The organism is Bacillus cabrialesii (assembly GCF_004124315.2).
Lineage (GTDB): Bacteria > Bacillota > Bacilli > Bacillales > Bacillaceae > Bacillus > Bacillus cabrialesii.
Genome location: NZ_CP096889.1, coordinates 3,217,783 through 3,238,779, shown reverse-complemented (window position 1 = coordinate 3,238,779; position 20,997 = coordinate 3,217,783). Strand labels below are relative to the sequence as shown.

At 46.8% G+C, this 20,997-nt stretch carries 23 protein-coding genes; 18 read left to right on the top strand and 5 right to left on the bottom strand.

Annotated elements, in window-relative coordinates:
• The first annotated feature begins 15 nt into the window (after nucleotides 1–15).
• The 5 genes from EFK13_RS16600 to yunB all read left to right on the top strand — a co-directional run bounded on the left by EFK13_RS16600 (nucleotide 16) and on the right by yunB (nucleotide 4,320).
• On the top strand, nucleotides 16–864 hold the full coding sequence (locus EFK13_RS16600) for a DUF72 domain-containing protein (protein WP_128738654.1): 849 nt from the start codon (nucleotides 16–18) through the stop codon (nucleotides 862–864).
• 17 nt (nucleotides 865–881) lie between these two features.
• Nucleotides 882–1,703 (top strand): sulfite exporter TauE/SafE family protein, encoded by an 822-nt coding sequence (locus EFK13_RS16595; protein ID WP_129507674.1) that lies wholly within the window; start codon nucleotides 882–884, stop codon nucleotides 1,701–1,703.
• Between the two features lie 19 nt (nucleotides 1,704–1,722).
• The gene (locus EFK13_RS16590; RefSeq protein WP_129507675.1) at nucleotides 1,723–3,111 is read left to right on the top strand and encodes a bifunctional metallophosphatase/5'-nucleotidase; all 1,389 of its coding nucleotides are present in this window, start codon (nucleotides 1,723–1,725) and stop codon (nucleotides 3,109–3,111) included.
• Nucleotides 3,112–3,175: 64 nt separating this feature from the next.
• A complete protein-coding gene (locus EFK13_RS16585; RefSeq protein WP_129507676.1) occupies nucleotides 3,176–3,481 on the top strand; it encodes a YunC family protein in 306 nt (101 codons plus the stop codon).
• A gap of 71 nt (nucleotides 3,482–3,552) precedes the next feature.
• Nucleotides 3,553–4,320: a sporulation protein YunB gene (yunB, locus tag EFK13_RS16580; RefSeq protein WP_129507677.1), complete on the top strand. Its 768-nt coding sequence runs from the start codon at nucleotides 3,553–3,555 to the stop codon at nucleotides 4,318–4,320.
• A gap of 29 nt (nucleotides 4,321–4,349) precedes the next feature.
• Here the strand turns inward: yunB and lytH are convergent, their stop codons facing one another.
• The gene (gene lytH / locus EFK13_RS16575) at nucleotides 4,350–5,330 is read right to left on the bottom strand and encodes an L-Ala--D-Glu endopeptidase (RefSeq protein WP_129507678.1); all 981 of its coding nucleotides are present in this window, start codon (nucleotides 5,328–5,330) and stop codon (nucleotides 4,350–4,352) included.
• Nucleotides 5,331–5,555: 225 nt separating this feature from the next.
• Here lytH and lipA point away from each other — a divergent pair, with 225 nt between their 5' ends.
• A complete protein-coding gene (lipA, locus tag EFK13_RS16570) occupies nucleotides 5,556–6,452 on the top strand; it encodes a lipoyl synthase (protein ID WP_003222888.1) in 897 nt (298 codons plus the stop codon).
• 16 nt (nucleotides 6,453–6,468) lie between these two features.
• Here lipA and EFK13_RS16565 read toward each other — a convergent pair whose 3' ends face one another.
• Nucleotides 6,469–7,101 carry a YhcN/YlaJ family sporulation lipoprotein gene (locus EFK13_RS16565; protein WP_129507679.1) on the bottom strand — a complete coding sequence of 211 codons (633 nt, stop codon included), beginning with the start codon at nucleotides 7,099–7,101 and terminating at the stop codon, nucleotides 6,469–6,471.
• A gap of 113 nt (nucleotides 7,102–7,214) precedes the next feature.
• On the opposite strand from EFK13_RS16565, the gene EFK13_RS16560 reads away from it, so the two are divergent.
• From EFK13_RS16560 to nucF, 3 genes are read left to right on the top strand one after another with little or no spacing between them, the layout of a single operon-like run.
• A complete protein-coding gene (locus EFK13_RS16560; RefSeq protein ID WP_003228682.1) occupies nucleotides 7,215–7,490 on the top strand; it encodes a YutD family protein in 276 nt (91 codons plus the stop codon).
• Between the two features lie 23 nt (nucleotides 7,491–7,513).
• Complete coding sequence (locus EFK13_RS16555) at nucleotides 7,514–7,948, top strand: DUF86 domain-containing protein (protein WP_129507680.1); 435 nt, start codon at nucleotides 7,514–7,516, stop codon at nucleotides 7,946–7,948.
• Nucleotides 7,949–7,976: 28 nt separating this feature from the next.
• The gene (gene nucF, locus EFK13_RS16550; RefSeq protein WP_129507681.1) at nucleotides 7,977–8,747 is read left to right on the top strand and encodes a 5' nucleotidase NucF; all 771 of its coding nucleotides are present in this window, start codon (nucleotides 7,977–7,979) and stop codon (nucleotides 8,745–8,747) included.
• A 228-nt stretch (nucleotides 8,748–8,975) separates the two neighbouring features.
• On the opposite strand, the gene EFK13_RS16545 is transcribed toward nucF, so the two are convergent.
• Nucleotides 8,976–9,476, bottom strand: a complete 501-nt coding sequence (locus EFK13_RS16545; RefSeq protein ID WP_064816451.1) for a phosphatidylglycerophosphatase A family protein — start codon at nucleotides 9,474–9,476, stop codon at nucleotides 8,976–8,978.
• A 152-nt stretch (nucleotides 9,477–9,628) separates the two neighbouring features.
• Here EFK13_RS16545 and cotNH point away from each other — a divergent pair, with 152 nt between their 5' ends.
• The 5 genes from cotNH (at nucleotide 9,629) to EFK13_RS16520 (ending at nucleotide 16,215) form a co-directional block, all read left to right on the top strand.
• Entirely contained in the window at nucleotides 9,629–10,648 is a 1,020-nt protein-coding gene (cotNH, locus tag EFK13_RS16540; RefSeq protein WP_129507799.1) for a spore coat-associated protein CotNH, read from the top strand.
• Nucleotides 10,649–10,848: 200 nt separating this feature from the next.
• Nucleotides 10,849–12,150: a homoserine dehydrogenase gene (locus tag EFK13_RS16535; protein WP_129507682.1), complete on the top strand. Its 1,302-nt coding sequence runs from the start codon at nucleotides 10,849–10,851 to the stop codon at nucleotides 12,148–12,150.
• Nucleotides 12,150–13,208 (top strand): threonine synthase, encoded by a 1,059-nt coding sequence (gene thrC, locus EFK13_RS16530; protein ID WP_064816557.1) that lies wholly within the window; start codon nucleotides 12,150–12,152, stop codon nucleotides 13,206–13,208. Before EFK13_RS16535 ends, thrC begins: the two co-directional genes overlap by 1 nt.
• A complete protein-coding gene (gene thrB / locus EFK13_RS16525) occupies nucleotides 13,205–14,134 on the top strand; it encodes a homoserine kinase (RefSeq protein WP_129507683.1) in 930 nt (309 codons plus the stop codon). The genes thrC and thrB overlap by 4 nt, the downstream gene beginning before the upstream one ends.
• Nucleotides 14,135–14,241: 107 nt before the next feature.
• Entirely contained in the window at nucleotides 14,242–16,215 is a 1,974-nt protein-coding gene (locus EFK13_RS16520) for a S9 family peptidase (RefSeq protein WP_129507684.1), read from the top strand.
• 41 nt (nucleotides 16,216–16,256) lie between these two features.
• Here EFK13_RS16520 and EFK13_RS16515 read toward each other — a convergent pair whose 3' ends face one another.
• Nucleotides 16,257–16,592: a NifU family protein gene (locus EFK13_RS16515; RefSeq protein WP_010886606.1), complete on the bottom strand. Its 336-nt coding sequence runs from the start codon at nucleotides 16,590–16,592 to the stop codon at nucleotides 16,257–16,259.
• Between the two features lie 99 nt (nucleotides 16,593–16,691).
• On the opposite strand from EFK13_RS16515, the gene EFK13_RS16510 reads away from it, so the two are divergent.
• A complete protein-coding gene (locus tag EFK13_RS16510) occupies nucleotides 16,692–17,018 on the top strand; it encodes a YuzD family protein (protein WP_129507685.1) in 327 nt (108 codons plus the stop codon).
• Nucleotides 17,019–17,043: 25 nt separating this feature from the next.
• On the opposite strand, the gene EFK13_RS16505 is transcribed toward EFK13_RS16510, so the two are convergent.
• The gene (locus EFK13_RS16505) at nucleotides 17,044–18,111 is read right to left on the bottom strand and encodes an NAD(P)/FAD-dependent oxidoreductase (RefSeq protein WP_064816456.1); all 1,068 of its coding nucleotides are present in this window, start codon (nucleotides 18,109–18,111) and stop codon (nucleotides 17,044–17,046) included.
• Nucleotides 18,112–18,373: 262 nt separating this feature from the next.
• Between EFK13_RS16505 and EFK13_RS16500 the strand changes: the two genes are divergently transcribed.
• The 3 genes from EFK13_RS16500 (at nucleotide 18,374) to dapF (ending at nucleotide 20,938) form a co-directional block, all read left to right on the top strand.
• Nucleotides 18,374–18,610, top strand: coding sequence for a YuzB family protein (locus tag EFK13_RS16500; protein ID WP_003222913.1), 237 nt, complete (start codon nucleotides 18,374–18,376; stop codon nucleotides 18,608–18,610).
• A 136-nt stretch (nucleotides 18,611–18,746) separates the two neighbouring features.
• The gene (locus EFK13_RS16495) at nucleotides 18,747–19,961 is read left to right on the top strand and encodes a NupC/NupG family nucleoside CNT transporter (protein WP_129507686.1); all 1,215 of its coding nucleotides are present in this window, start codon (nucleotides 18,747–18,749) and stop codon (nucleotides 19,959–19,961) included.
• Nucleotides 19,962–20,083: 122 nt separating this feature from the next.
• On the top strand, nucleotides 20,084–20,938 hold the full coding sequence (gene dapF / locus EFK13_RS16490) for a diaminopimelate epimerase (protein WP_129507687.1): 855 nt from the start codon (nucleotides 20,084–20,086) through the stop codon (nucleotides 20,936–20,938).
• Nucleotides 20,939–20,997: the final 59 nt, after the last annotated feature.

Below are 20,997 nucleotides of genomic sequence, written 5' to 3'. Positions count from 1 at the left end.
GAGAGGTGAATGATTGTGATTTATATCGGACTGACGGGATGGGGGGATCATGACAGCATCTATCCGCCGAAAACGGCCAGCCAGAAAAAATTGCAGGCCTATTCCTCCCATTTTCCGATCGTGGAGCTAGACGCGAGCTTTTACGCGATTCAGCCGGCGCGTAATAATGAAAAGTGGGTGAAGGAAACGCCGGAAACCTTCCAATTTATCGTGAAAGCGTATCAGGGCATGACGGGGCATCAGCGCGGCGAAATTCCCTTTGACTCAAAAGAAGAGATGTTTGACGCGTTTAAGGTGTCGTTAACGCCATATTTACATAGCAATAAGCTCGCCATGGTACTGTTTCAATTTCCGCCGTGGTTTGACTGCAAGAAGGAGAATGTCGCTTATTTGAGATGGTGCAAACAACAAATGGGAGATATTCCATGTGCCCTTGAATTTAGAAACCGCTCCTGGTTCTCGCCGCCATTTTATGAGCAGACGCTTTCATTTATGAAAGCGGAAGGCTGGATACACAGTGTCTGTGATGAACCGCAAATCGGAGAAGGCAGCGTTCCGACTGTGCTGCGCGCCACCGATGAAAACAAAACGCTCGTCAGGTTTCACGGGCGCAACAAGCAGGGCTGGATGAAGCCTGATGGCGGAAAGAATTGGCGGGAGGTCAGGTACTTATACCGCTATAATCAACAGGAGCTGGAAGATTGGAAAAAGCACCTGAATGAGTTGCAGCAGCAATGTAAAGATGTTTTTGTCCTATTCAACAACAATTCCGGCGGAGACGCCGCGGATAACGGCAAGCAGATGCTTGAACTGCTTGATATCGAGTACAGCGGACTTGCGCCGAGACAGCTCGATTTATTTTAGAAAAGAGGTTTTTACTGATGTCGTTTGTGATTTTGGTCGTACTGGGATTAATCGCAGGTACGGTAGGAAGTCTGATTGGACTTGGCGGCGGAATTGTCATCGTGCCGTCTCTGATGTTTTTAAGCACAGTGACGCCGCTGTTTCAGGATGTAACGCCGCAGGTCGCGATTGGAACTTCGCTTTTGGTCATTATTTTTACGGGTCTTTCTTCAACTTTGGCTTATATTAAATATAAAACCGTTGATTATAAGAGCGGACTCATTTTCTTTATTGGCTCAGGACCCGGCAGCATTATCGGGGCTTACGTGTCAAAGCTGTTCAATTCAAACTCGTTTTCCATTTGGTTTGGCATTTTTATGATTCTTATTTCATTATCCTTAATGCTGAAAGCGAAAGCCCGGCCGGTCAACAAAGCTCATAAAGGGATTATTCGGACATTCCAGGATGATGCCGGTGAGCCTTATACGTACTCATATCAGGCCCCTGTCGGCATTGCGATCGCCTTTGTTGTCGGCTTTTTAGGCGGGCTTTTCGGCATAGGCGGCGGATCGCTGATGGTTCCGGCCATGATGCTGTTATTCCTGTTCCCGCCGAAGGTTGCCGTGGCAACGTCCATGTTTATTATTTTCCTGTCCTCTATGACAGGGTCTGTTTCACATGTGATTTCCGGGCACGTTAATTGGCTGTACGCCCTTGCGCTTGTGCCCGGCGCTTGGTTCGGCGGAAAGCTTGGCGCCGCCATCAACAGAAAAATGCAGACGAAAACGATCGTGATGATCATGCGGATCGTACTGATTTTAATCGGATGCCAGCTCATTTATGAAGGCATTTTCAGCTGAACGATTAGGGAGAGATAATATGAAGGAGAAGCTCCGCTTATATCATACAAATGATTTGCACAGCCATTTTGAAAACTGGCCAAAAATTGTAGATTATATCGAGCAGAAAAGAAAAGAGCATCAGTCAGTCAGCGAAGAGACGCTCGTTTTTGATATTGGCGATCATCTTGATCGTTTTCAATTCGTGACAGAGGGGACATTTGGAAAAGCGAATGTCGATCTCTTAAACCGTCTTCACATTGATGGAGCGGCAATCGGCAATAACGAAGGGATTACGCTTCCGCATGAAGAGCTTGCAGCCTTATATGATCATGCTGAATTTCCCGTTATCGTCTCCAATCTGTATGACAAAAACGGAAACCGTCCGTCCTGGGCGGTTCCTTACCATATCAAAACATTGAAAAACGGCATGACCGTTGCTTTCTTAGGCGTAACTGTGCCGTATTATCCCGTTTATGACAAGCTCGGATGGACAGTAACCGATGCTCTTGAAAGTGTTAAGGAAACCATTCAGGAAGTGAAAGGCCAGGCTGATATCATCGTGCTCCTGTCGCATTTAGGCATTCTTGATGATCAGGCGGTGGCTGAAGCTGTACCTGAGATTGATGTGATCCTCGAATCGCACACCCATCATTTGCTTGAAGACGGACAAGTGGTTAACGGTGTTTTGCTTGCCAGCGCCGAGAAATACGGGCATTATGTCGGCTGTGTAGAAATCACTGTGGACAGCGTTCAGAGAAGCATCATCAGCAAAACAGCATCTGTGCAGAACATGGCGGAATGGACAGGAGAATCCGAAGAAACAAAAGCGTTTCTGAAAGAAAAAGAACGTGAAGCCGAGGAAAAGCTGTCCGATGCCGTTGCTGAGCTTGCTCAAGATGCTGAGGTGAAGTGGTTTGAAGAATCAGAGCTGCCTTTGCTGTTGGCGTACGCGTTAAAGGAATGGTGCGGGACGGACATCAGTATGGTGAATTCAGGTGTCATTCTCGGTCCGCTGAAAGCGGGTCCTGTGACGAAGCTGGATCTGCACCGCATCTGTCCCCACCCGATTAATCCGGTGGCTGTCCGCCTGACTGGGGAAGAACTGAAGGAGACCATTGTCCATGCGGCTTCCGAACAAATGGAACAGCTCCGAATCAAAGGGCTCGGCTTCCGCGGAGAAGTGATGGGAAAAATGGTGTATGCCGGCGTTGAGGTGGAAACGAAACGGCTGGATGACGGAATTACGCATGTCACACGGATCACGCAGAACGGAGAAGAAATTGAAAAACATAAGCAATACTCCGTTGCGGTGCTTGACATGTTTACACTCGGCAGGATGTTTCCGATCATCCGCGACGCTGCGGAAAAAGAATATTTCATGCCGGAGTTTTTGCGTGATCTGCTCGCTTGGAAGCTCGCGCAATAAGGAGGTCAGCCCACAACAAGCTGTGCCCTTCATCATAAAGTGATGAATGAAGGGAGTGGTTGACGTGGTAAATTTGACACCAATCATGATAGAAGGACAGCCTTTTACAGCTGTGACAGTGAAGCTTCCAAAAACGAATTTTATGGCTGTGACAAATGATCATGGATACATTATGTGCGGCGCGCTTGATGTGGCGCTGCTGAATGAAAAATTAAAGGAGCGGGGCATTGTGGCGGGGCGCGCAGTTGGTGTGCGCACCATTGACCAGCTGTTAGACGCACCTTTAGAATCCGTCACATACGCCGCGGAAGATCTCGGCATCCATGTCGGCATGAGCGGCAGAGAAGCGCTTTTGAAAATGGTGAAATAAAATAATTTGGCCCGGCCATTACTATGTCCCCTCTTACAAGCATACATTGTGATATGTAAGGGGGGATTTTCTTGCCAAGATATCGCGGCCCTTTTCGCAAGAGAGGTCCTTTGCCTTTCCGTTACGTGATGCTCTTGTCGGTGGTCTTTTTTATCCTGTCAACAACAGTCAGCCTTTGGATGATCAATGGCTCGATTAAACCTGTTTTAATGAGCATCGGCGAGATGGAAACGAAGCGTGTGGCGACAGAGGTGATCCAGGATTCGATTGAGGATTATATGTCTGACAGTGAAAATATGAAAGATATGTTTCAAATGAATTCTGATGAAAACGGGAACTTAACGACAATCGATTTTAATACACAGGTTGTAAACAGTGTGAAAACAAAAGTGACAAAGCAGCTTCAGGCCCATCTGAAAGAGATGGAAACCCATACCGGACACAGCGGCGCCAGTGAAAATATTATGATCAACATTCCGCTGGGGCAGGTAACCGGCAATAGTCTCCTCGGAAACCTCGGCCCGAAAATTCCGGTCCGGTTCAATTTAATCGGAGACGCTTTTACAGATGTCAAAACGAAAATCAAGCCGTATGGCATAAATAATGCACTTATTGATATCAGCATTTTTGTTGAAATTAAAGTGAAGGTCATCATTCCGTTCGCAAGCAAAACCGCAGTGGTCACAAATAATGTTCCAGTATCGATTAAAGCAGTGCAGGGCGAAGTGCCGCAGTTTTATAACGGAAGCGGAGGCTCTGGTGTCACGCCTTCTGTCCAGCTTCCGAGCGGCAAAGAAGAGGACAGCGCTGATTCAAAAAATGAAAAAAGCAGCAAATAAGCCGCCTGTCGAAGAGGCGGCTTTTTTCGTTATTTCTTTTTTTTGTATTCATACCGCTCCCATGCTCTCAAATGCGGGTACGGATCAAATGACCATTCAGTTTTCCCGTTATCTTTATACATCCCGTAGTGAAGATGAGGCGGGAACTTCCCGGCGGTTCCCGGCGGGCCGTATCCGGAGCTGCCGACGGATCCGATCACTTGTCCGGGCTCAACAATTTGTCCTGTTTTAATCCCTTTGGCAAACCCATTAAGGTGGGCAAAATAATGATACGTATTGTTGATGTCTCTAATGCCGATTCTCCATCCTCCGAAGCGGTTCCATCCCTTCATTTCAACTACGCCGTAGCAGGTGGATCTGACAGGAAGGCCGTAATGGGCGAAGATATCGGTGCCTTCATGAATTCGTCTTCCCCCGAAGCCGCGGGCATCTCCCCATGTGCTGCGATAGCTGTAATCGGTTCTGATTGGAAGCGGAAACGCATGCTCGCCTAAATCAATATGGCCGTAGGCTTTAAATAGCTTCATAAATTCAGAAATGATCCCCACTGTCTGATCACGCCGGTAATAATTCCAAAGCCCGATGCGGATGTTGTCTTCATCTGTGCCATACGAAAGCAAGTATTGGCTGAACGTATACAAAATATCTTCATCGTTGCTGACCTCGGCTTTCCCGTCTCCGTCACCATCCATACCGATACCGTCAAACACTTTAATACTTAACGGCGCATCGTCCTTCGGATTCGGATTTTCAGGCCCGCTCCAGATTTCATCCGGTATATAGATGCTGATGATTCCAGCCTTGTCAGGCAGATCTTTTCGGTTGCTCCGCACATTTTCCTCGTATTGATCTACTGCGGCGAGAGCGTACCAGGGAATCTGCGTCACAGCCTCGATTTTATGATATAATTCCATCCGTTTCGACAGCACTGGATCTGAAAGCTCTTTTCCAGACACATAAGGCTCAAACGCAAACAAAAGGAGAAGAAGAGCGGATAACAAAACTTTCACAAAATAATCTCCTTTCATATTGAATACACATAGTTTGCGGCAAGCCGGCTTAAAAATGTCAGTAATCATCTTCCCTTGTCGAGAAATTTTTCCTATGTTAAAGTGTCTAGAGAAAAGACTTTCTTTAGTTAGAAAAACATTATTTTTATTGCAGAAATACCTTTCTCGTTTTCAGAATGTTTCGTGTCAGAAATTGAGTATATTGGATATTGGAGATGATGGGAATTGGCAAAGAAAGACGAACACCTCAGAAAGCCCGAATGGCTCAAAATCAAATTAAATACAAATGAAAACTATACAGGCCTCAAAAAGCTCATGCGGGAGAACAACCTGCATACCGTATGCGAAGAAGCAAAATGTCCGAATATTCATGAATGCTGGGCGGTCAGACGTACAGCGACATTTATGATTTTAGGTTCTGTTTGTACAAGAGCATGCCGTTTCTGCGCTGTCAAAACAGGCCTTCCAACTGAGCTTGACCTGCAAGAGCCTGAACGCGTAGCGGATTCTGTCGCGCTTATGAATCTGAAACACGCGGTCATTACGGCTGTTGCGCGTGACGACCAGAAAGACGGAGGGGCAGGCATTTTCGCGGAAACTGTCCGTGCGATCCGCAGAAAAAGCCCGTTCACTACAATTGAGGTGCTGCCGTCTGATATGGGCGGAAACTATGATAACCTGAAAACCTTAATGGATACACGCCCAGACATCCTGAATCACAATATCGAAACGGTTCGCCGCCTGACGCCAAGAGTCCGCGCGCGTGCAACATACGACCGTTCGCTGGAATTTTTGCGCCGTGCGAAAGAAATGCAGCCTGACATTCCGACAAAATCAAGCATCATGATCGGACTTGGCGAAACGAAGGAAGAAATTATTGAAGTTATGGACGACCTCTTGGCAAACAACGTGGATATTATGGCGATCGGCCAATATCTGCAGCCGACGAAGAAACACTTGAAAGTCCAAAAATACTATCACCCTGATGAGTTTGCAGAATTAAAGGAAATTGCGATGCAAAAAGGCTTCAGCCACTGCGAAGCCGGCCCGCTTGTCCGTTCATCTTACCATGCGGATGAACAAGTGAACGAAGCATCTAAAAAGCGCCAAGCACAAGCATAATGACAAAAACGCCAGATCATCTGGCGTTTTTGTCATTCCTATCGATTTTCATGTCCTGACGGGTTTCTCCGTTGGCATTTTCGTTCTCTGAGACAGGGCTTCCTTGCGGGGAGGCTTTCATTTCTTGAATCGTCCCCGACATGATCTCTCTGATATCCCTTGAACCAGAGCCGAGATTGCTGTAATTTTCGATCGACTGCATATGGTTTGGGTTATCTGAAATATACACATGGTAGTATCGCGGAATCACAGAAGCCGCTGTTTTCTTCACCTGATCGGCGGTCAGTCTGCGGTTTTTGGAATCGGTTTTGTATACGACAAGCGCTTCTTGATCGGTCACCAATGTTGCAGCATCTTGAATATGGGGGAGCTGAACCGTTAAACTTGATATGATGTGAGCGGTTTCTTCCCGGTTCATCACCGGCGTTTTCTGCTGTTCGCCGTCAAATTGTTCTTTTTGATAGCGGACATAGCCAAATTGTTCGGTTTCATCATGCCGGTTAAATGCCTCGTTGCGGTCAGACACATGAATGGGTCTGGTTTGATTCTGCGTCTGATTCCGGACATTTTGGGCATCATCCAATCCTGCGCCTCCGCACCCGGATAAAAGCCCGATCAGCAGGAAGAGGCTGACAGCAGTTCGTTTCATTTATAAATCCCTCCTCATGTGTAGGGTAGCCAAATCGCATGATTTATTCTTTAGCAATTGATGGGGACGGGGCAATGAATTATGATAGGAATGAGTAAAAAAGAGGTGAGATCATGATTCTTATTCAAAATGCCGAATTTGAATTGGTGCACAATTTCAAAGACGGCTTCAACGAAGAGGCTTTTAAAGCCCGCTACTCCGATATTTTAAATAAATACGATTATATTGTGGGAGACTGGGGGTACGGTCAGCTTAGGCTCAAGGGCTTCTTTGACGACCAGAATCAAAAGGCAACCTTCGAAACGAAAATCAGCACATTAGATGAATACATTTACGAATACTGCAATTTCGGCTGTGCGTATTTTGTCTTGAAACGGATCAGAAAATAAATATACACAAAGGGGATGCTGTCATGTATTTTGTTGACAGAAACAAGATCGAGCAAACACTCGGGTTCTTTGAGCACCAGCTGGCGCTATTTCACTCACAAACAGACTGGCAGTCTGAAATCGGGGGACTGGCGCTTCAGCGTATAGGCCATCTGTTAATCGAATGCATTCTGGATACAGGCAATGACATGATTGACGGTTTTATTATGCGGGACCCGGGCAGCTATGATGACATTATGGACATACTTGTTGATGAAAAAGTTGTCACGGAAAAAGAGGGAACAGAGCTCAAGCAATTGATTGCCTACCGCAAAACATTGGTTCAGCAGTACATGCTCGCTGACAGCGCTGAGCTTTACAGGCTGATCACGGCACATCAGACAGCTCTTCAGGACTTCCCGCAACGGATCAGAAGCTACTTGGAAACGGAGCTTGGCCCTGTTTCCGCGTTTAAATAACAACTGGAAAGCCACAGGAGTGTTGGAAATGAAAACATATAAAGGATATTTAATTGATTTAGACGGAACAATGTACAATGGGACGGAAAAAATCGAGGAAGCGTGTGAATTTGTCAGAACGCTGAAAGACCGCGGCGTTCCTTATCTTTTCGTGACAAACAACTCTTCGCGCACGCCGAAGCAGGTGGCGGACAAGCTTGTGTCTTTTGATATTCCGGCAACAGAAGAGCAGGTCTTCACGACAAGCATGGCGACTGCCCAGCATATCGCCCAGCAGAAAAAAGACGCGTCTGTGTATGTGATCGGGGAAGAAGGGATCCGCCAGGCGATTGAAGAAAACGGCCTGACATTTGGCGAGGAAAACGCGGATTTTGTCGTTGTTGGGATTGACCGTTCCATTACATATGAAAAATTTGCTGTGGGCTGCCTGGCAATCAGAAATGGCGCCCGATTTATTTCCACTAACGGAGATATTGCGATTCCGACTGAAAGAGGCCTTCTTCCTGGAAACGGTTCACTGACATCTGTTTTAACCGTATCCACAGGCGTACAGCCGGTATTTATCGGCAAGCCGGAATCAATCATTATGGAGCAGGCGATGCGCGTTCTCGGCACGGATGTGTCCGAAACACTCATGGTCGGCGACAACTACGCGACGGACATTATGGCCGGCATTAACGCCGGTATGGATACGCTGCTTGTTCACACAGGCGTAACGAAAAGAGAGCATATGACAGTCGATATGGAAAAACCGACTCATGCCATTGACTCTCTGACTGAATGGATTCCATACATTTAAAAAAGGGCGCTCCAAAAGGGGTGCCCTTACAAATTGTTGACAAAATCCTAAAACGTTTTCGTTTTAGGATTTTGTCATCTTTTCAGCGTGATTGAAAACCTTTGAAGTCTAGGAAGGCCGAGCACCGGAGCACAGCGCATGTTGAGATTCGTGAGCACCGAAGCGCAGGACTGACAACGAATGCGAGGGTTTGTAGACACGCTGAAAGGGCGCCCCTAAAGGGTGCCCTTATTCTGTGTGCCGCGCGCGGTGTGCGAGCCTGCTTGAGGCCGCGGCGGAAATCGCTCCGACGATATCATCTAAAAAGGTATGGCATTCGCCGGTTGATTTATCATTCAAATGGTTAAGGATTCCGGGTTTTTCTTTGTCGATGTAACCGTAGTTCGTAAACCCGATCGATCCGTAAATATTCACGATGGAAAATGCCAGAACTTCATCTACTCCATATAGGCTTTCATCTGTTTCCAGCATCGTTTGCAGCGGTTCAGACAGTTTTTTCTGCTCAGCAAGAACATCCAATTCAATGCCCGTTAAAATCGCGTTTTGCACCTCGCGTTTTGCGAGAACGCGATTGACGTTCAGCGTGCATTCATCAATCGTTAAATCCGGATGATATTTTTTCTGCAGAAAAAAGACAAGCTCGGCAATGTCTGACACTTCAACGCCGCGCTCCTTCATCCGCGCTCTTGCTTTTGCTTCCATCTGACTGATTTGTTCGTTTTCTGACATCAGCTTCACCCAATCTTTTTTACTAGTTTATACAAAATGTTTGAGATGTTTACGACTTTTTCTCGCGCCTTCGTCGGATGAAAATATGTATTCATAATTCCGGACGTGTATGACTACGATGTGATGAGCCCTAATTCTACAGGCAGGTGATCATTGTGAAAGGTACAATAAAAGAAAAATACGGTATTCACGTCAGGCAGCTTTCCATGTACCAGCACACATATCAATGTTTTCAGACGCCGAATTCATTCTTTCTGATTGTCCCCGTTTCCCAATTCTCCGATACCGAACTGGCTGAGCTTTATTACATGAGTCAGTATTTACAAGAACAAAGTGACCCATACGTTTCGGTTTTTATCTTTACAAAGGAAGGTGAGCTGACGTTTGAACATGAAGGAAAAACGTACGCTTTGCTGAAGGCGGCACCCCCTTATTCAAACCGGGCGTTTTCCATTGGACAGGAGCTTGCGGAATTTCACCGTAAAGGGCGTGGGTATCCGTATGAGGTGAAGGCAGCCGGAAGAATCGGCCAATGGAAGGATCTGTGGGGAAAGCGTATTGATCAGCTGGAAGTGTTTTGGCAGCGAAAGGTTCATACGCCTCCGCACGAGCCATTCGATAAAAAAATGATTGAGTCATTTCCATATTATGTGGGACTGTCAGAAAACGCGATACAATATTTAGTGGACACGGAGCTGGATGACAAGCCCCAAGCCGCTGATTCAGGAACGATATGCCATCAGCGGATGGAAAGACATACATGGTCACCGGAATCCTTGATCAGGATTCCGCCGGATTGGGTATTCGACCACGCCTCGCGTGATTTGGCTGAATATATGAGGCATACGTTTTTGCATCACAGACAGGATTTTCACCAGCAGGGCTTTCACTTTTTACAGGAATACGAGCAAGTCACGCCGCTGTCTTCGTTTTCGAAACGTCTTCTGTACAGCCGTCTGCTCTTTCCGCTGCATTATTTTGAAATCGTGGAGAGCTACTACATGTCATCAGAGTCAGAAAAGCATTATTGTGAAGAGCAGCTTGACTTCATTCTTAACGACTGCGGCCGCTATGAGCAATTTCTCAATACAGCGCAGGAATTTATGAATATGCGGTCACAGAAGCTGTTTGTTCCTCGCGTGAACTGGCTCGGCAAAGGAAGTCCAGACTGAGGAGAAAATCTGACAAAAATAATTAGAAAATAAAGAATCTTGTTATATCAATACGTTAAGCGTTTACATTCTTAAAATTCAGCCGATTGCCATCTTGTCAAAACAGGAGTGGGCTTATATAATGTTTGTAACTTATATGTCTGTGTTGAGTTAACAATTGTCTTTTTTGAGAGGACAATTAAAAGAAAGGTGGAGTTTTTTTGAAAGCAATTCGTGTAGGGCTTTTAGGTTTAGGCACCGTCGGAAGCGGTGTCGTTAAAATTATTCAAGACCACCAGGATAAGCTGATGCATCAAGTCGGCTGTCCGGTTACGATAAAAAAAGTGCTTGTAAAAGATGTAGAGAAAAAGAGAGAAGTAGATTTGCCGAAGGAAGTGCTCACGACAGAAGTGTATGATGTCATCGATGATCCAGATGTTGATGTCATCATCGAGGTGATCGGAGGAGTTGAGCAGACGAAACAATATTTGGTCGACGCGCTGAGATCGAAAAAGCATGTTGTCACAGCAAACAAGGATTTAATGGCTGTGTACGGCTCCGAGCTGCTTGCGGAAGCGAAGGAAAACGGCTGTGATATCTACTTTGAAGCCAGCGTTGCCGGCGGGATTCCGATTCTTCGCACGTTAGAGGAAGGACTCTCATCAGACCGGATTACAAAGATGATGGGAATCGTGAACGGAACAACGAACTTTATCTTAACAAAAATGATTAAAGAAAAAAGCCCTTACGAGGAAGTGCTCAAGGAAGCGCAGGATCTCGGTTTTGCCGAAGCTGATCCGACTTCAGACGTGGAAGGGCTTGACGCCGCACGGAAAATGGCGATATTGGCGCGTCTCGGCTTCTCAATGAACGTGGATCTGGAAGACGTCAAAGTAAAGGGAATCTCCCAAATTACAGACGAGGACATCAGCTTCAGCAAACGTCTCGGCTATACAATGAAGCTGATCGGGATTGCACAGCGTGACGGAAGCAAAATTGAAGTCAGCGTACAGCCGACATTGCTTCCTGACCACCATCCGCTTTCTGCTGTGCATAATGAGTTTAACGCTGTTTATGTGTACGGCGAGGCTGTCGGTGAGACGATGTTCTACGGGCCGGGAGCCGGAAGCATGCCGACAGCGACTTCCGTTGTTTCTGACCTTGTCGCTGTCATGAAAAATATGCGTCTCGGCGTAACCGGAAACAGCTTTGTCGCGCCGCAATATGAGAAAAACATGAAGGCGCCGTCTGACATTTACGCGCAGCAATTTTTAAGAATTCACGTCAAAGATCAGGTCGGTTCATTCTCGAAAATTACGTCTGTGTTCTCGGAACGGGGCGTAAGCTTTGAAAAGATCCTTCAGCTGCCGATTAAAGGCCATGATGAGCTTGCAGAAATCGTGATTGTGACACATCATACATCAGAAGCTGATTTCAGTGATATCCTGCAAAACCTAAATGATTTGGAAGTCGTTCAAGAAGTTAAAAGCACATATCGTGTAGAAGGGAACGGTTGGAGCTAATGTGGAAAGGACTAATCCATCAATATAAAGAGTTTTTACCTGTAACAGATCAAACACCGGCGCTTACTTTACATGAAGGAAACACACCGCTTATTCACCTGCCGAAGCTGTCTGAACAGCTCGGAATTGAACTTCATGTCAAAACGGAAGGCGTTAATCCGACTGGATCTTTTAAAGACCGCGGCATGGTCATGGCAGTGGCGAAGGCAAAAGAAGAAGGCAACGACACGATTATGTGCGCGTCAACAGGAAACACTTCCGCTGCTGCGGCTGCATATGCAGCCCGCGCCAACATGAAATGCATCGTTATCATCCCGAATGGAAAAATCGCGTTCGGAAAACTTGCTCAGGCTGTTATGTACGGAGCCGAGATTATTGCAATTGACGGAAACTTTGACGATGCGCTTAAAATCGTCCGTTCCATCTGTGAGAAATCACCGATTGCCCTTGTCAACTCAGTCAACCCTTACCGCATCGAAGGCCAGAAAACAGCAGCCTTCGAAGTGTGCGAACAGCTGGGAGAAGCGCCGGATGTATTGGCGATCCCGGTTGGAAACGCGGGAAACATTACTGCGTACTGGAAGGGCTTCAAAGAATATCATGAGAAAAACGGCACAGGCCTTCCGAAAATGCGCGGCTTCGAAGCGGAAGGCGCGGCGGCAATCGTGCGTAATGAAGTGATTGAAAATCCGGAAACAATAGCGACAGCCATTCGTATCGGAAACCCTGCAAGCTGGGACAAAGCTGTCAAGGCAGCTGAGGAATCCAACGGGAAAATTGACGAAGTTACTGATGATGAAATCCTTCACGCGTATCAGCTGATCGCCCGTGAAGAAGGCGTGTTTGCAGAACCGGGTTCTTGCGCGTCTATCGCCGGCGTTCTGAAACAAGTGAAATCCGGAGAGATTCCGAAAGGCAGCAAGGTCGTCGCTGTTTTAACAGGAAACGGACTGAAAGACCCGAACACAGCCGTCGACATTTCAGAAATCAAGCCGGTTACGCTGCCGACTGATGAAGACAGCATCCTGGAATATTTAAAAGGAGCGGCCCGTGTATGAACGAAGCCGACATGCTGTTCACTGTCACTGTTCCCGGAAGCACGGCTAACCTAGGGCCCGGCTTTGATTCAGTTGGGATGGCGCTCAGCCGATACTTGAAGCTGACCGTCTTTGAAAGCGACAAATGGTCTTTTGAAGCTGAAACAGAAACAGTCGCCGGAATTCCGGCGGGCACAGATAATCTGATCTATCAAGTGGCAAAACGGACAGCAGATTTGTACGGCAAAGAAATGCCGCCTGTCCATGTGAAGGTGTGGAGCGACATTCCGCTCGCCCGCGGCCTTGGAAGCAGCGCCGCGGCGATTGTAGCGGCCATTGAACTGGCTGATGAATTATGCGGCCTAAAGCTTTCTGAAGCGGACAAGCTGCATTTAGCCAGTCTTGAAGAAGGACATCCGGATAATGCGGGCGCTTCTCTCGTAGGCGGACTTGTCATCGGCTTGCATGAAGATGACGAGACACAATTGATCCGCGTCCCGGATGCTGACATTGATGTTGTCGTTGTCATTCCTTTTTATGAGGTGCTGACAAGAGACGCAAGAGATGTGCTGCCGAAAGAGTTTCCGTATGCGGACGCTGTAAAAGCAAGTGCCGTCAGCAATATTCTCATTGCTGCGATCATGTCAAAGGATTGGCCGCTCGTCGGGAAAATCATGAAGAAGGATATGTTCCATCAGCCGTACCGGGCGATGCTTGTCCCTGAATTGTCCAAGGTAGAGCACGTCGCCGAGATGAAGGGCGCATATGGAACGGCTCTCAGCGGGGCAGGCCCGACGATTCTCGTTATGACTGAAAAAGGAAAGGGAGAAGAGCTGAAAGAACAGCTCGCGCTTCATTTTCCTCATTGTGAAGTCGACGCTTTGACCGTTCCGAAAGAGGGAAGTATAATAGAGCGAAATCCTTTATATCAAGTCAAAAGTGTATAGATCATGCCAAGCGTCCCCCAGCGTCAGCGGAGGGCGCTTTTTTTCTGCCCGAGATAAAGGAGTTTTTATTTAGAAAACGAAATACATGTTAAAAGGAGGAGATGAATATGAAAAAGCTGATGGCCGCAGAAGACATCACAGCAATTGTTTCCGTGACCGATCCTCAATACGCCCCGGACGGCAGCCGTGCCGCATATGTGCAGTCGCAAGTGAATCGAGAGCAAGATTCGTATACATCAAATATATGGGTCTATGAAACGAAAAGCGGCGGTTCTGTTCCTTGGACACACGGAGAAAAGCGAAGCACCGATCCTAGATGGTCTCCAGACGGACGTACGCTTGCCTTTATTTCTGATCGTGAAGGCGATGCAGCACAGCTGTATATCATGAGCGCTGAAGGCGGAGAAGCGAGGAAACTGACTGATATCCCGTATGGCGTTTCAAAGCCAATATGGTCTCCTGATGGCGAATCGGTGCTTGTCATTGTCAGTTTGGAAGAGGGAGAAAGTATTCATGATCGAGAGAAAACGGAGCCGGACAGTTTTGAACCTGTTGAAGTGCAAGGTCTAGCCTATAAACGGGACGGCAAAGGGCTGACGAGAGGCGCGTATGCCCAGCTTGTGCTTGTCAGCGTGAAGTCTGGCGAGATGAGGCAGCTGACAAATCAAAAGGCCGATCATGGCGATGCAGCTTTTTCCCCTGATGGAAAATGGCTTGTTTTCTCGGCTAATTTGACTGAAACGGATGATGCCAGCAAGCCGCATGATGTCTGCATGATGTCGCTGGAGACTGGAGATCTCAAGCAAATTACGTCTCATCGGGGCTCATTCGGGCCAAGCTCATTTTCACCGGACGGAAGGTATCTTGCTTTGCTTGGGCACGAACAGGAATATCAAAATGCAACGCTCGAAAAGGCGTGGCTTTATGATATCGAACAAGATCGTCTCACGTGTCTGACTGAGATGCTGGACGTTCATTTAGCGGATGCGCTGATTGGAGATTCATTGATCGGAGGCGGGGAACAGCGCCCGGTTTGGACGAAAGACAGCCAAGGGTTCTATGCTATCGGTACAGATCAGGGCAGCACAGGAATCTATTATATTTCGATTGAAGGCCTTGTGTATCCGATCCGTCTCGAAAAAGAGTACATCAATAGCTTTTCCGTCTCGCCTGACGAACAACACTTTATTGCCAGTGTGACAAAGCCGGACAGACCGAGCGAGCTTTACAGCATCCCGCTTGGGCAGGAAGAAAAGCGGCTGACTGGCGCGAATGACAAGTTTGTCGGGGAGCATGCGATTTCGGTACCTGAAGATATTCAATATGTCACAAAAGACGGCGTGACGGTGAACGGCTGGCTGATGAAGCCTGCACAGGCGGAAAGTGAGACAACATATCCTCTTATTCTCAACATACACGGCGGTCCGCACATGATGTACGGGCATACATATTTTCATGAATTTCAAGTGCTGGCGGCGAAAGGGTACGCAGTGGTTTATGTCAATCCGAGAGGAAGCCACGGCTACGGGCAGGAATTTGTGAATGCCGTCAGAGGAGATTATGGAGGAAAGGATTATGAGGATGTGATGCAGGCTGTGGATGAGGCGATCAAACGAGATCCGCAGATTGACCCTAAGCGGCTCGGTGTCACGGGCGGAAGCTATGGAGGCTTTATGACCAACTGGATCGTTGGACAGACGAGCCGTTTTAAAGCGGCCGTCACCCAGCGCTCGATTTCAAACTGGATCAGCTTTCACGGCGTCAGTGATATCGGCTATTTCTTCACAGACTGGCAGCTTGAGCATGACATGTTTGCAGACACGGAAAAGCTTTGGGACCATTCCCCTTTAAAATACGCAGCAAACGTGGAGACACCGCTTTTGATTCTGCATGGAGAGCGAGATGACCGCTGTCCGATTGAGCAGGCGGAGCAGCTATTTATTGCTTTGAAAAAAATGGGCAAGGAAACAAAGCTCGTCCGTTTTCCGAAAGCGTCGCACAATTTGTCACGCAGCGGACACCCGGGACAGCGGATCAAGCGCCTGAATTACATCAGCTCATGGTTTGACCAATATCTCTAATAAAAAAGCCAGGCTGATCAAATATCAGCCTGGCTGCTTTATTAAAAGACTTGTTCTACTTCAACGACACCCGGCACTTCTTCAAGAAGAGCGCGTTCAATTCCGGCTTTCAGCGTAATTGTTGAACTTGGGCAGCTGCCGCATGCGCCTAGCAGACGAAGCTTAACGATACCTTCATCTACGTCTACAAGCTCACAGTCACCGCCGTCACGAAGTAAAAACGGACGAAGTTTGTCCAGTACTTCCTGTACCTGTTCTTTCATTTCAACTTCAGTCATGACATTCGCTCCTTTCGTCGTCATAAAACCATTATATTCAGTGTAACAATAAAAATCTATTGTTTGGTTTGCAAAGTTGCTTTCCCTATTATAGCACATTCAGACTTGAACACAAAAACGGTTTTTTTCTATAAAAACGTCTTTTGGCTCTGTATACTGAAAGAAAGGACTTACATAGGGAGAGGGAGGCGTTTATCAGTGACAAAACCTGTCAAGCTCAGCGTGTACGGGGCAGAAACCGTTTGTGCGAGCTGTGTCAATATGCCGACGGCCAAGGATACATACGAGTGGCTTGAGGCTGCGCTGAAAAGAAAATATCCAAATCAGCCTTTTGAGATGCAATATATCGATATTTATGAGCCGCCTGACAATGAACACGCGAAAGAGCTTGCGGAGAAAATCAAAAATGACGAGTATTTTTATCCGCTAGTGCTCGTAGAAGACAAAATTGTCGGTGAAGGCAATCCGAAATTAAAAGACGTGTATGAGGAAATGGAGAAGCATGGGTATATAGAAAACCGCTGACTGGATCAGCGGTTTTTCTCTCTCATTAACCGTTATGGTGTTTGTACATCCACAGCAAGCCGGATTTCAGCAATCGCGGAACACGGCCGATCAGCGGGCGGTCAGCAACTAGGCCAAAGCCGGCTTTTTTCCCGAGTGAACCGAGAACGCCTTTCAGCTTAAACTGCGGCATTGATTCTGGAAGGGCTTCTCCATTCCAGCGTTTTTGCAAGATTTGGACAATCTGTTCTGCTTGAGCCTCTGCCAGCTGGGCGCTCGGTGCATGAGGGAGGCTGGCGCAATCGCCGACAACGTACAGATGTTCATCACCAGGAAGATTGTGATGAGGCGTTAAAACGACACGCCCTTGGGCGTCCTTCTCCACATCTAAGTCTCTGACGACTTTGTTCGGCTGTATGCCGGCTGTCCACACGATGGCGTCTGCAGAAACCGGATCATCGTGGTTATACACAATGCCTTCTTCTACTTTTGTGATATTTGCCCTGTTAATAATGCGGACACCGTGCTCTTCGAACCATTTTTGCACATATTTGCTCAAACGCTCGGGAAAGCTTGATAAAATAAGATCGCCGCGGTCGAACAAAATAATGTTCAGGTCGTCACGGCTTTCTCTCAATTCACTTGCAAGCTCAACGCCGCTTAAGCCCGCTCCGACAATGGCGACAGTGGCATTAGCGCTAAGGTTATTCAGCTTTTGATAGGTTTCGCGGGACTGATCGATGGTTTGTATGCTGTAGGTGAATTCAGGCGCTCCCGGCACGTTGTGATATTTATCCTCACAGCCGAGCCCGATCACGGCGTCATCGTAAGAAATCGGTTCGCGATCTTGGAACAGCACTTGTTTTTGTGCAATATCAATTGATGAGATATCACCGTATTGGACATCCAAGCGAGGGTGCTCTGGGAATGTCACCCTGATATGATGGTCAGAAATTGTGCCTGCGGCAAGGGCATAATATTCTGTTTTCAAGCAGTGATAAGGATTTCTGTCAATTAACGTGATTGAAACATCATCAGGCAGCTGGTTTGGCAATAAGCGATGAAGAACACGCATGTTCCCGTAACCTCCGCCGATCAAGACCAATTTTTTCATTTGAATTCCCCTTTAATCCGAAGAGTATGATAGACACATTGAAGAAAATACGAACTATGTAAAATAACATCTAGAATTATATCGAATTTGATCTAAAATCACAATAATAGTTTCAAAATAACCTACAAATTAGCCTAAAAGAACAAAATAGTAAAACGTTATTCGAGTAATGATATGTTACGATAATAAATTTTGAATCATCCATTGTTTTTGACGAATGGTGAAAAATTCGCGATAATGGTCATATGTGAGGTGAAACCGCATGAATCCAATGATTGAATTTTGTGTCAGCAATCTGGCTCACGGCTCTCAGGAAGCCCGGGCGATTTTGGAGAAGGATCCAAACCTTGATGTCCTTGAATACGGCTGCTTAAGCTACTGCGGGACATGCATGGAATCGCTTTTCGCTCTTGTAAACGGAGAAGTCGTCATGGGTGAAACGCCTGCTGAGCTTGTTGAGAATATATACACCTTTATTGAAGAAAATCCAATGTTTTGAAGAAAAGGGCCCGGACAGGCCCTTTTTTATTTTGCCGTACAAAAGAACTAAAAAAATGTGTAGACATCAAAAAATATTATTGTTATCGTATAAAAGATATTTTTTAAAATAAAATGTAAGAGGTGTACGTGTATTCATGAGTGTTCTGTGGGGGCTGCTTGGCGCAGTTGCGATCATTGCTATCGCGTTTTTATTTTCAGAAAAGAAAAGCAATATTAAGATAAGAACCGTCATCGTTGGTTTATGCACACAGGTGGCGTTTGGATACATCGTGTTGAAATGGGAAGCGGGACGCGCTGTTTTTTTATGGTTTTCAAGCCGTGTACAGCTTCTGATCGATTATGCGAATGAAGGCATCAGTTTTATTTTTGGACCGCTACTAAAAGTCGGTGACAGTCCGGCATTTGCATTAAGTGTACTGCCCGTTATCATTTTCTTCTCGGCACTGATCGCAGTTTTATATCATTTAAAAATCATGCAGCTCATTTTCCGTGTCATTGGCGGCGGATTGTCGAAGCTCCTTGGGACAAGCAAAACGGAATCTCTTGCGGCTGCTGCCAATATTTTTGTAGGACAATCTGAATCTCCATTAGTGATAAAACCCCTTATTGCAGGGCTGACGCGTTCTGAGCTGTTCACGATTATGACGAGCGGTCTATCGGCAGTTGCGGGGTCCACCTTGTTTGGATACGCGCTTCTCGGTATTCCGATTGAATACTTGCTTGCGGCGAGCTTTATGGCTGCTCCCGCTGGCCTAGTCTTTGGTAAATTGATTATTCCCGAAACGGAAAAGCCTCAAACCGTAAAAAGCGACCTTAAAATGGATGAAGGCGAAGGCGCAGCCAATGTGATTGACGCAGCCGCAAAGGGAGCGTCAACAGGCCTGCAAATCGCCTTAAACGTTGGTGCGATGCTGCTCGCGTTCGTTGCATTAATTGCTGTCGTAAACGGAGTTCTCGGCGGGATTTTCGGCTTGTTCGGCTTAAAAGGTGTCACATTAGAATCTATCCTCGGCTATGTATTTTCTCCTATCGCCTTTTTGATTGGCGTGCCTTGGCATGAAGCGTTGCAGGCGGGAAGCTATATCGGCCAGAAATTGGTGCTGAATGAGTTTGTCGCTTATTCTAACTTCGGTCCGCACATCGGTGAGTTTTCTAAGAAAACAGCTACCATTATCAGTTTCGCGTTATGCGGATTCGCCAATTTTTCATCAATTGCGATTATGCTCGGTACGCTTGGCGGTTTAGCTCCCAGCCGCCGTTCGGATATCGCACGCCTCGGCCTGAAGGCTGTTCTTGCGGGAACATTAGCCAATCTGCTCAGCGCAGCCATTGCCGGTATGTTTATATAAACGATAAAAGCTCCTTGCGACAGTGCAAGGAGCTTTTATGTATGAAAAACGGGGGATAATTGTATTGTGTCCGTTTATAATAGCTTTTATACTAAGTAAAAGAAAAAAAGTTGGAGGCACCTATGAACTCATTTCGATTTACCAAAATGCACGGCCTGGGAAACAGCTATATCTATGTGAATCAATTTGAAGAACAGCTTCCGGAAGAAAAACTGGCTGAGATTGCGATTCAGGTTTCTTCTGTTTATACAGGGATCGGTTCCGACGGAATGATCCTGATATGCCCTTCAGAACAAGCACCTGTCAAAATGCGGATTTTTAATAATGACGGGTCTGAAGGGAAAAACTGCGGCAACGGTCTTCGCTGCGTCGCAAAATACGCGTATGAGCATAGGCTGGTGGAGGAAACATCTTTTCTGATTGAAACCCTCTCCGGGCTTGTGAAAGCGGAGGTTCAAACTGAAAACGGGAAAGTGAATGTTGTCACTGTCGATATGGGTGAACCGCGCCTGACTAAAGCAGAGCTTCCGATGCTTGGCGGCGGGGAAGAGCATACAATCAATGAAACGATGACGTTTGGCGAAGCCGAACTAACAGGCACTGCCGTTTCAATGGGAAATCCGCATATCGTTTTTCCGATCGCTGACATTGAACAGGCACCCCTGACGACACTGGGGCCTGTGATTGAGAAAGATTCGAGATTTCCGGAAGGCGTCAATGTGGAATTCGTCGAAACCGTGAATGAACACGAACTGCATTTCCGCGTTTGGGAACGGGGATCAGGCATTACTCAGGCATGCGGGACAGGAGCGTGTGCAGCGGCGGTCGCATCTGTGTTAAACGGCGTATCAAAACGCAATCAAGACATCACAGTGCATTTAGCGGGCGGAGATTTGGTGATTAACTGGAAGGATAATGGCCATGTGATGATGACAGGGCCGGCTGAGACCGTTTGTGAGGGTGTCTATTTTTTGTAAAACACCTTGTTTGAGAATTGAACCGATCATGTTTATAATAAAAGACAGCATCCGGTTTT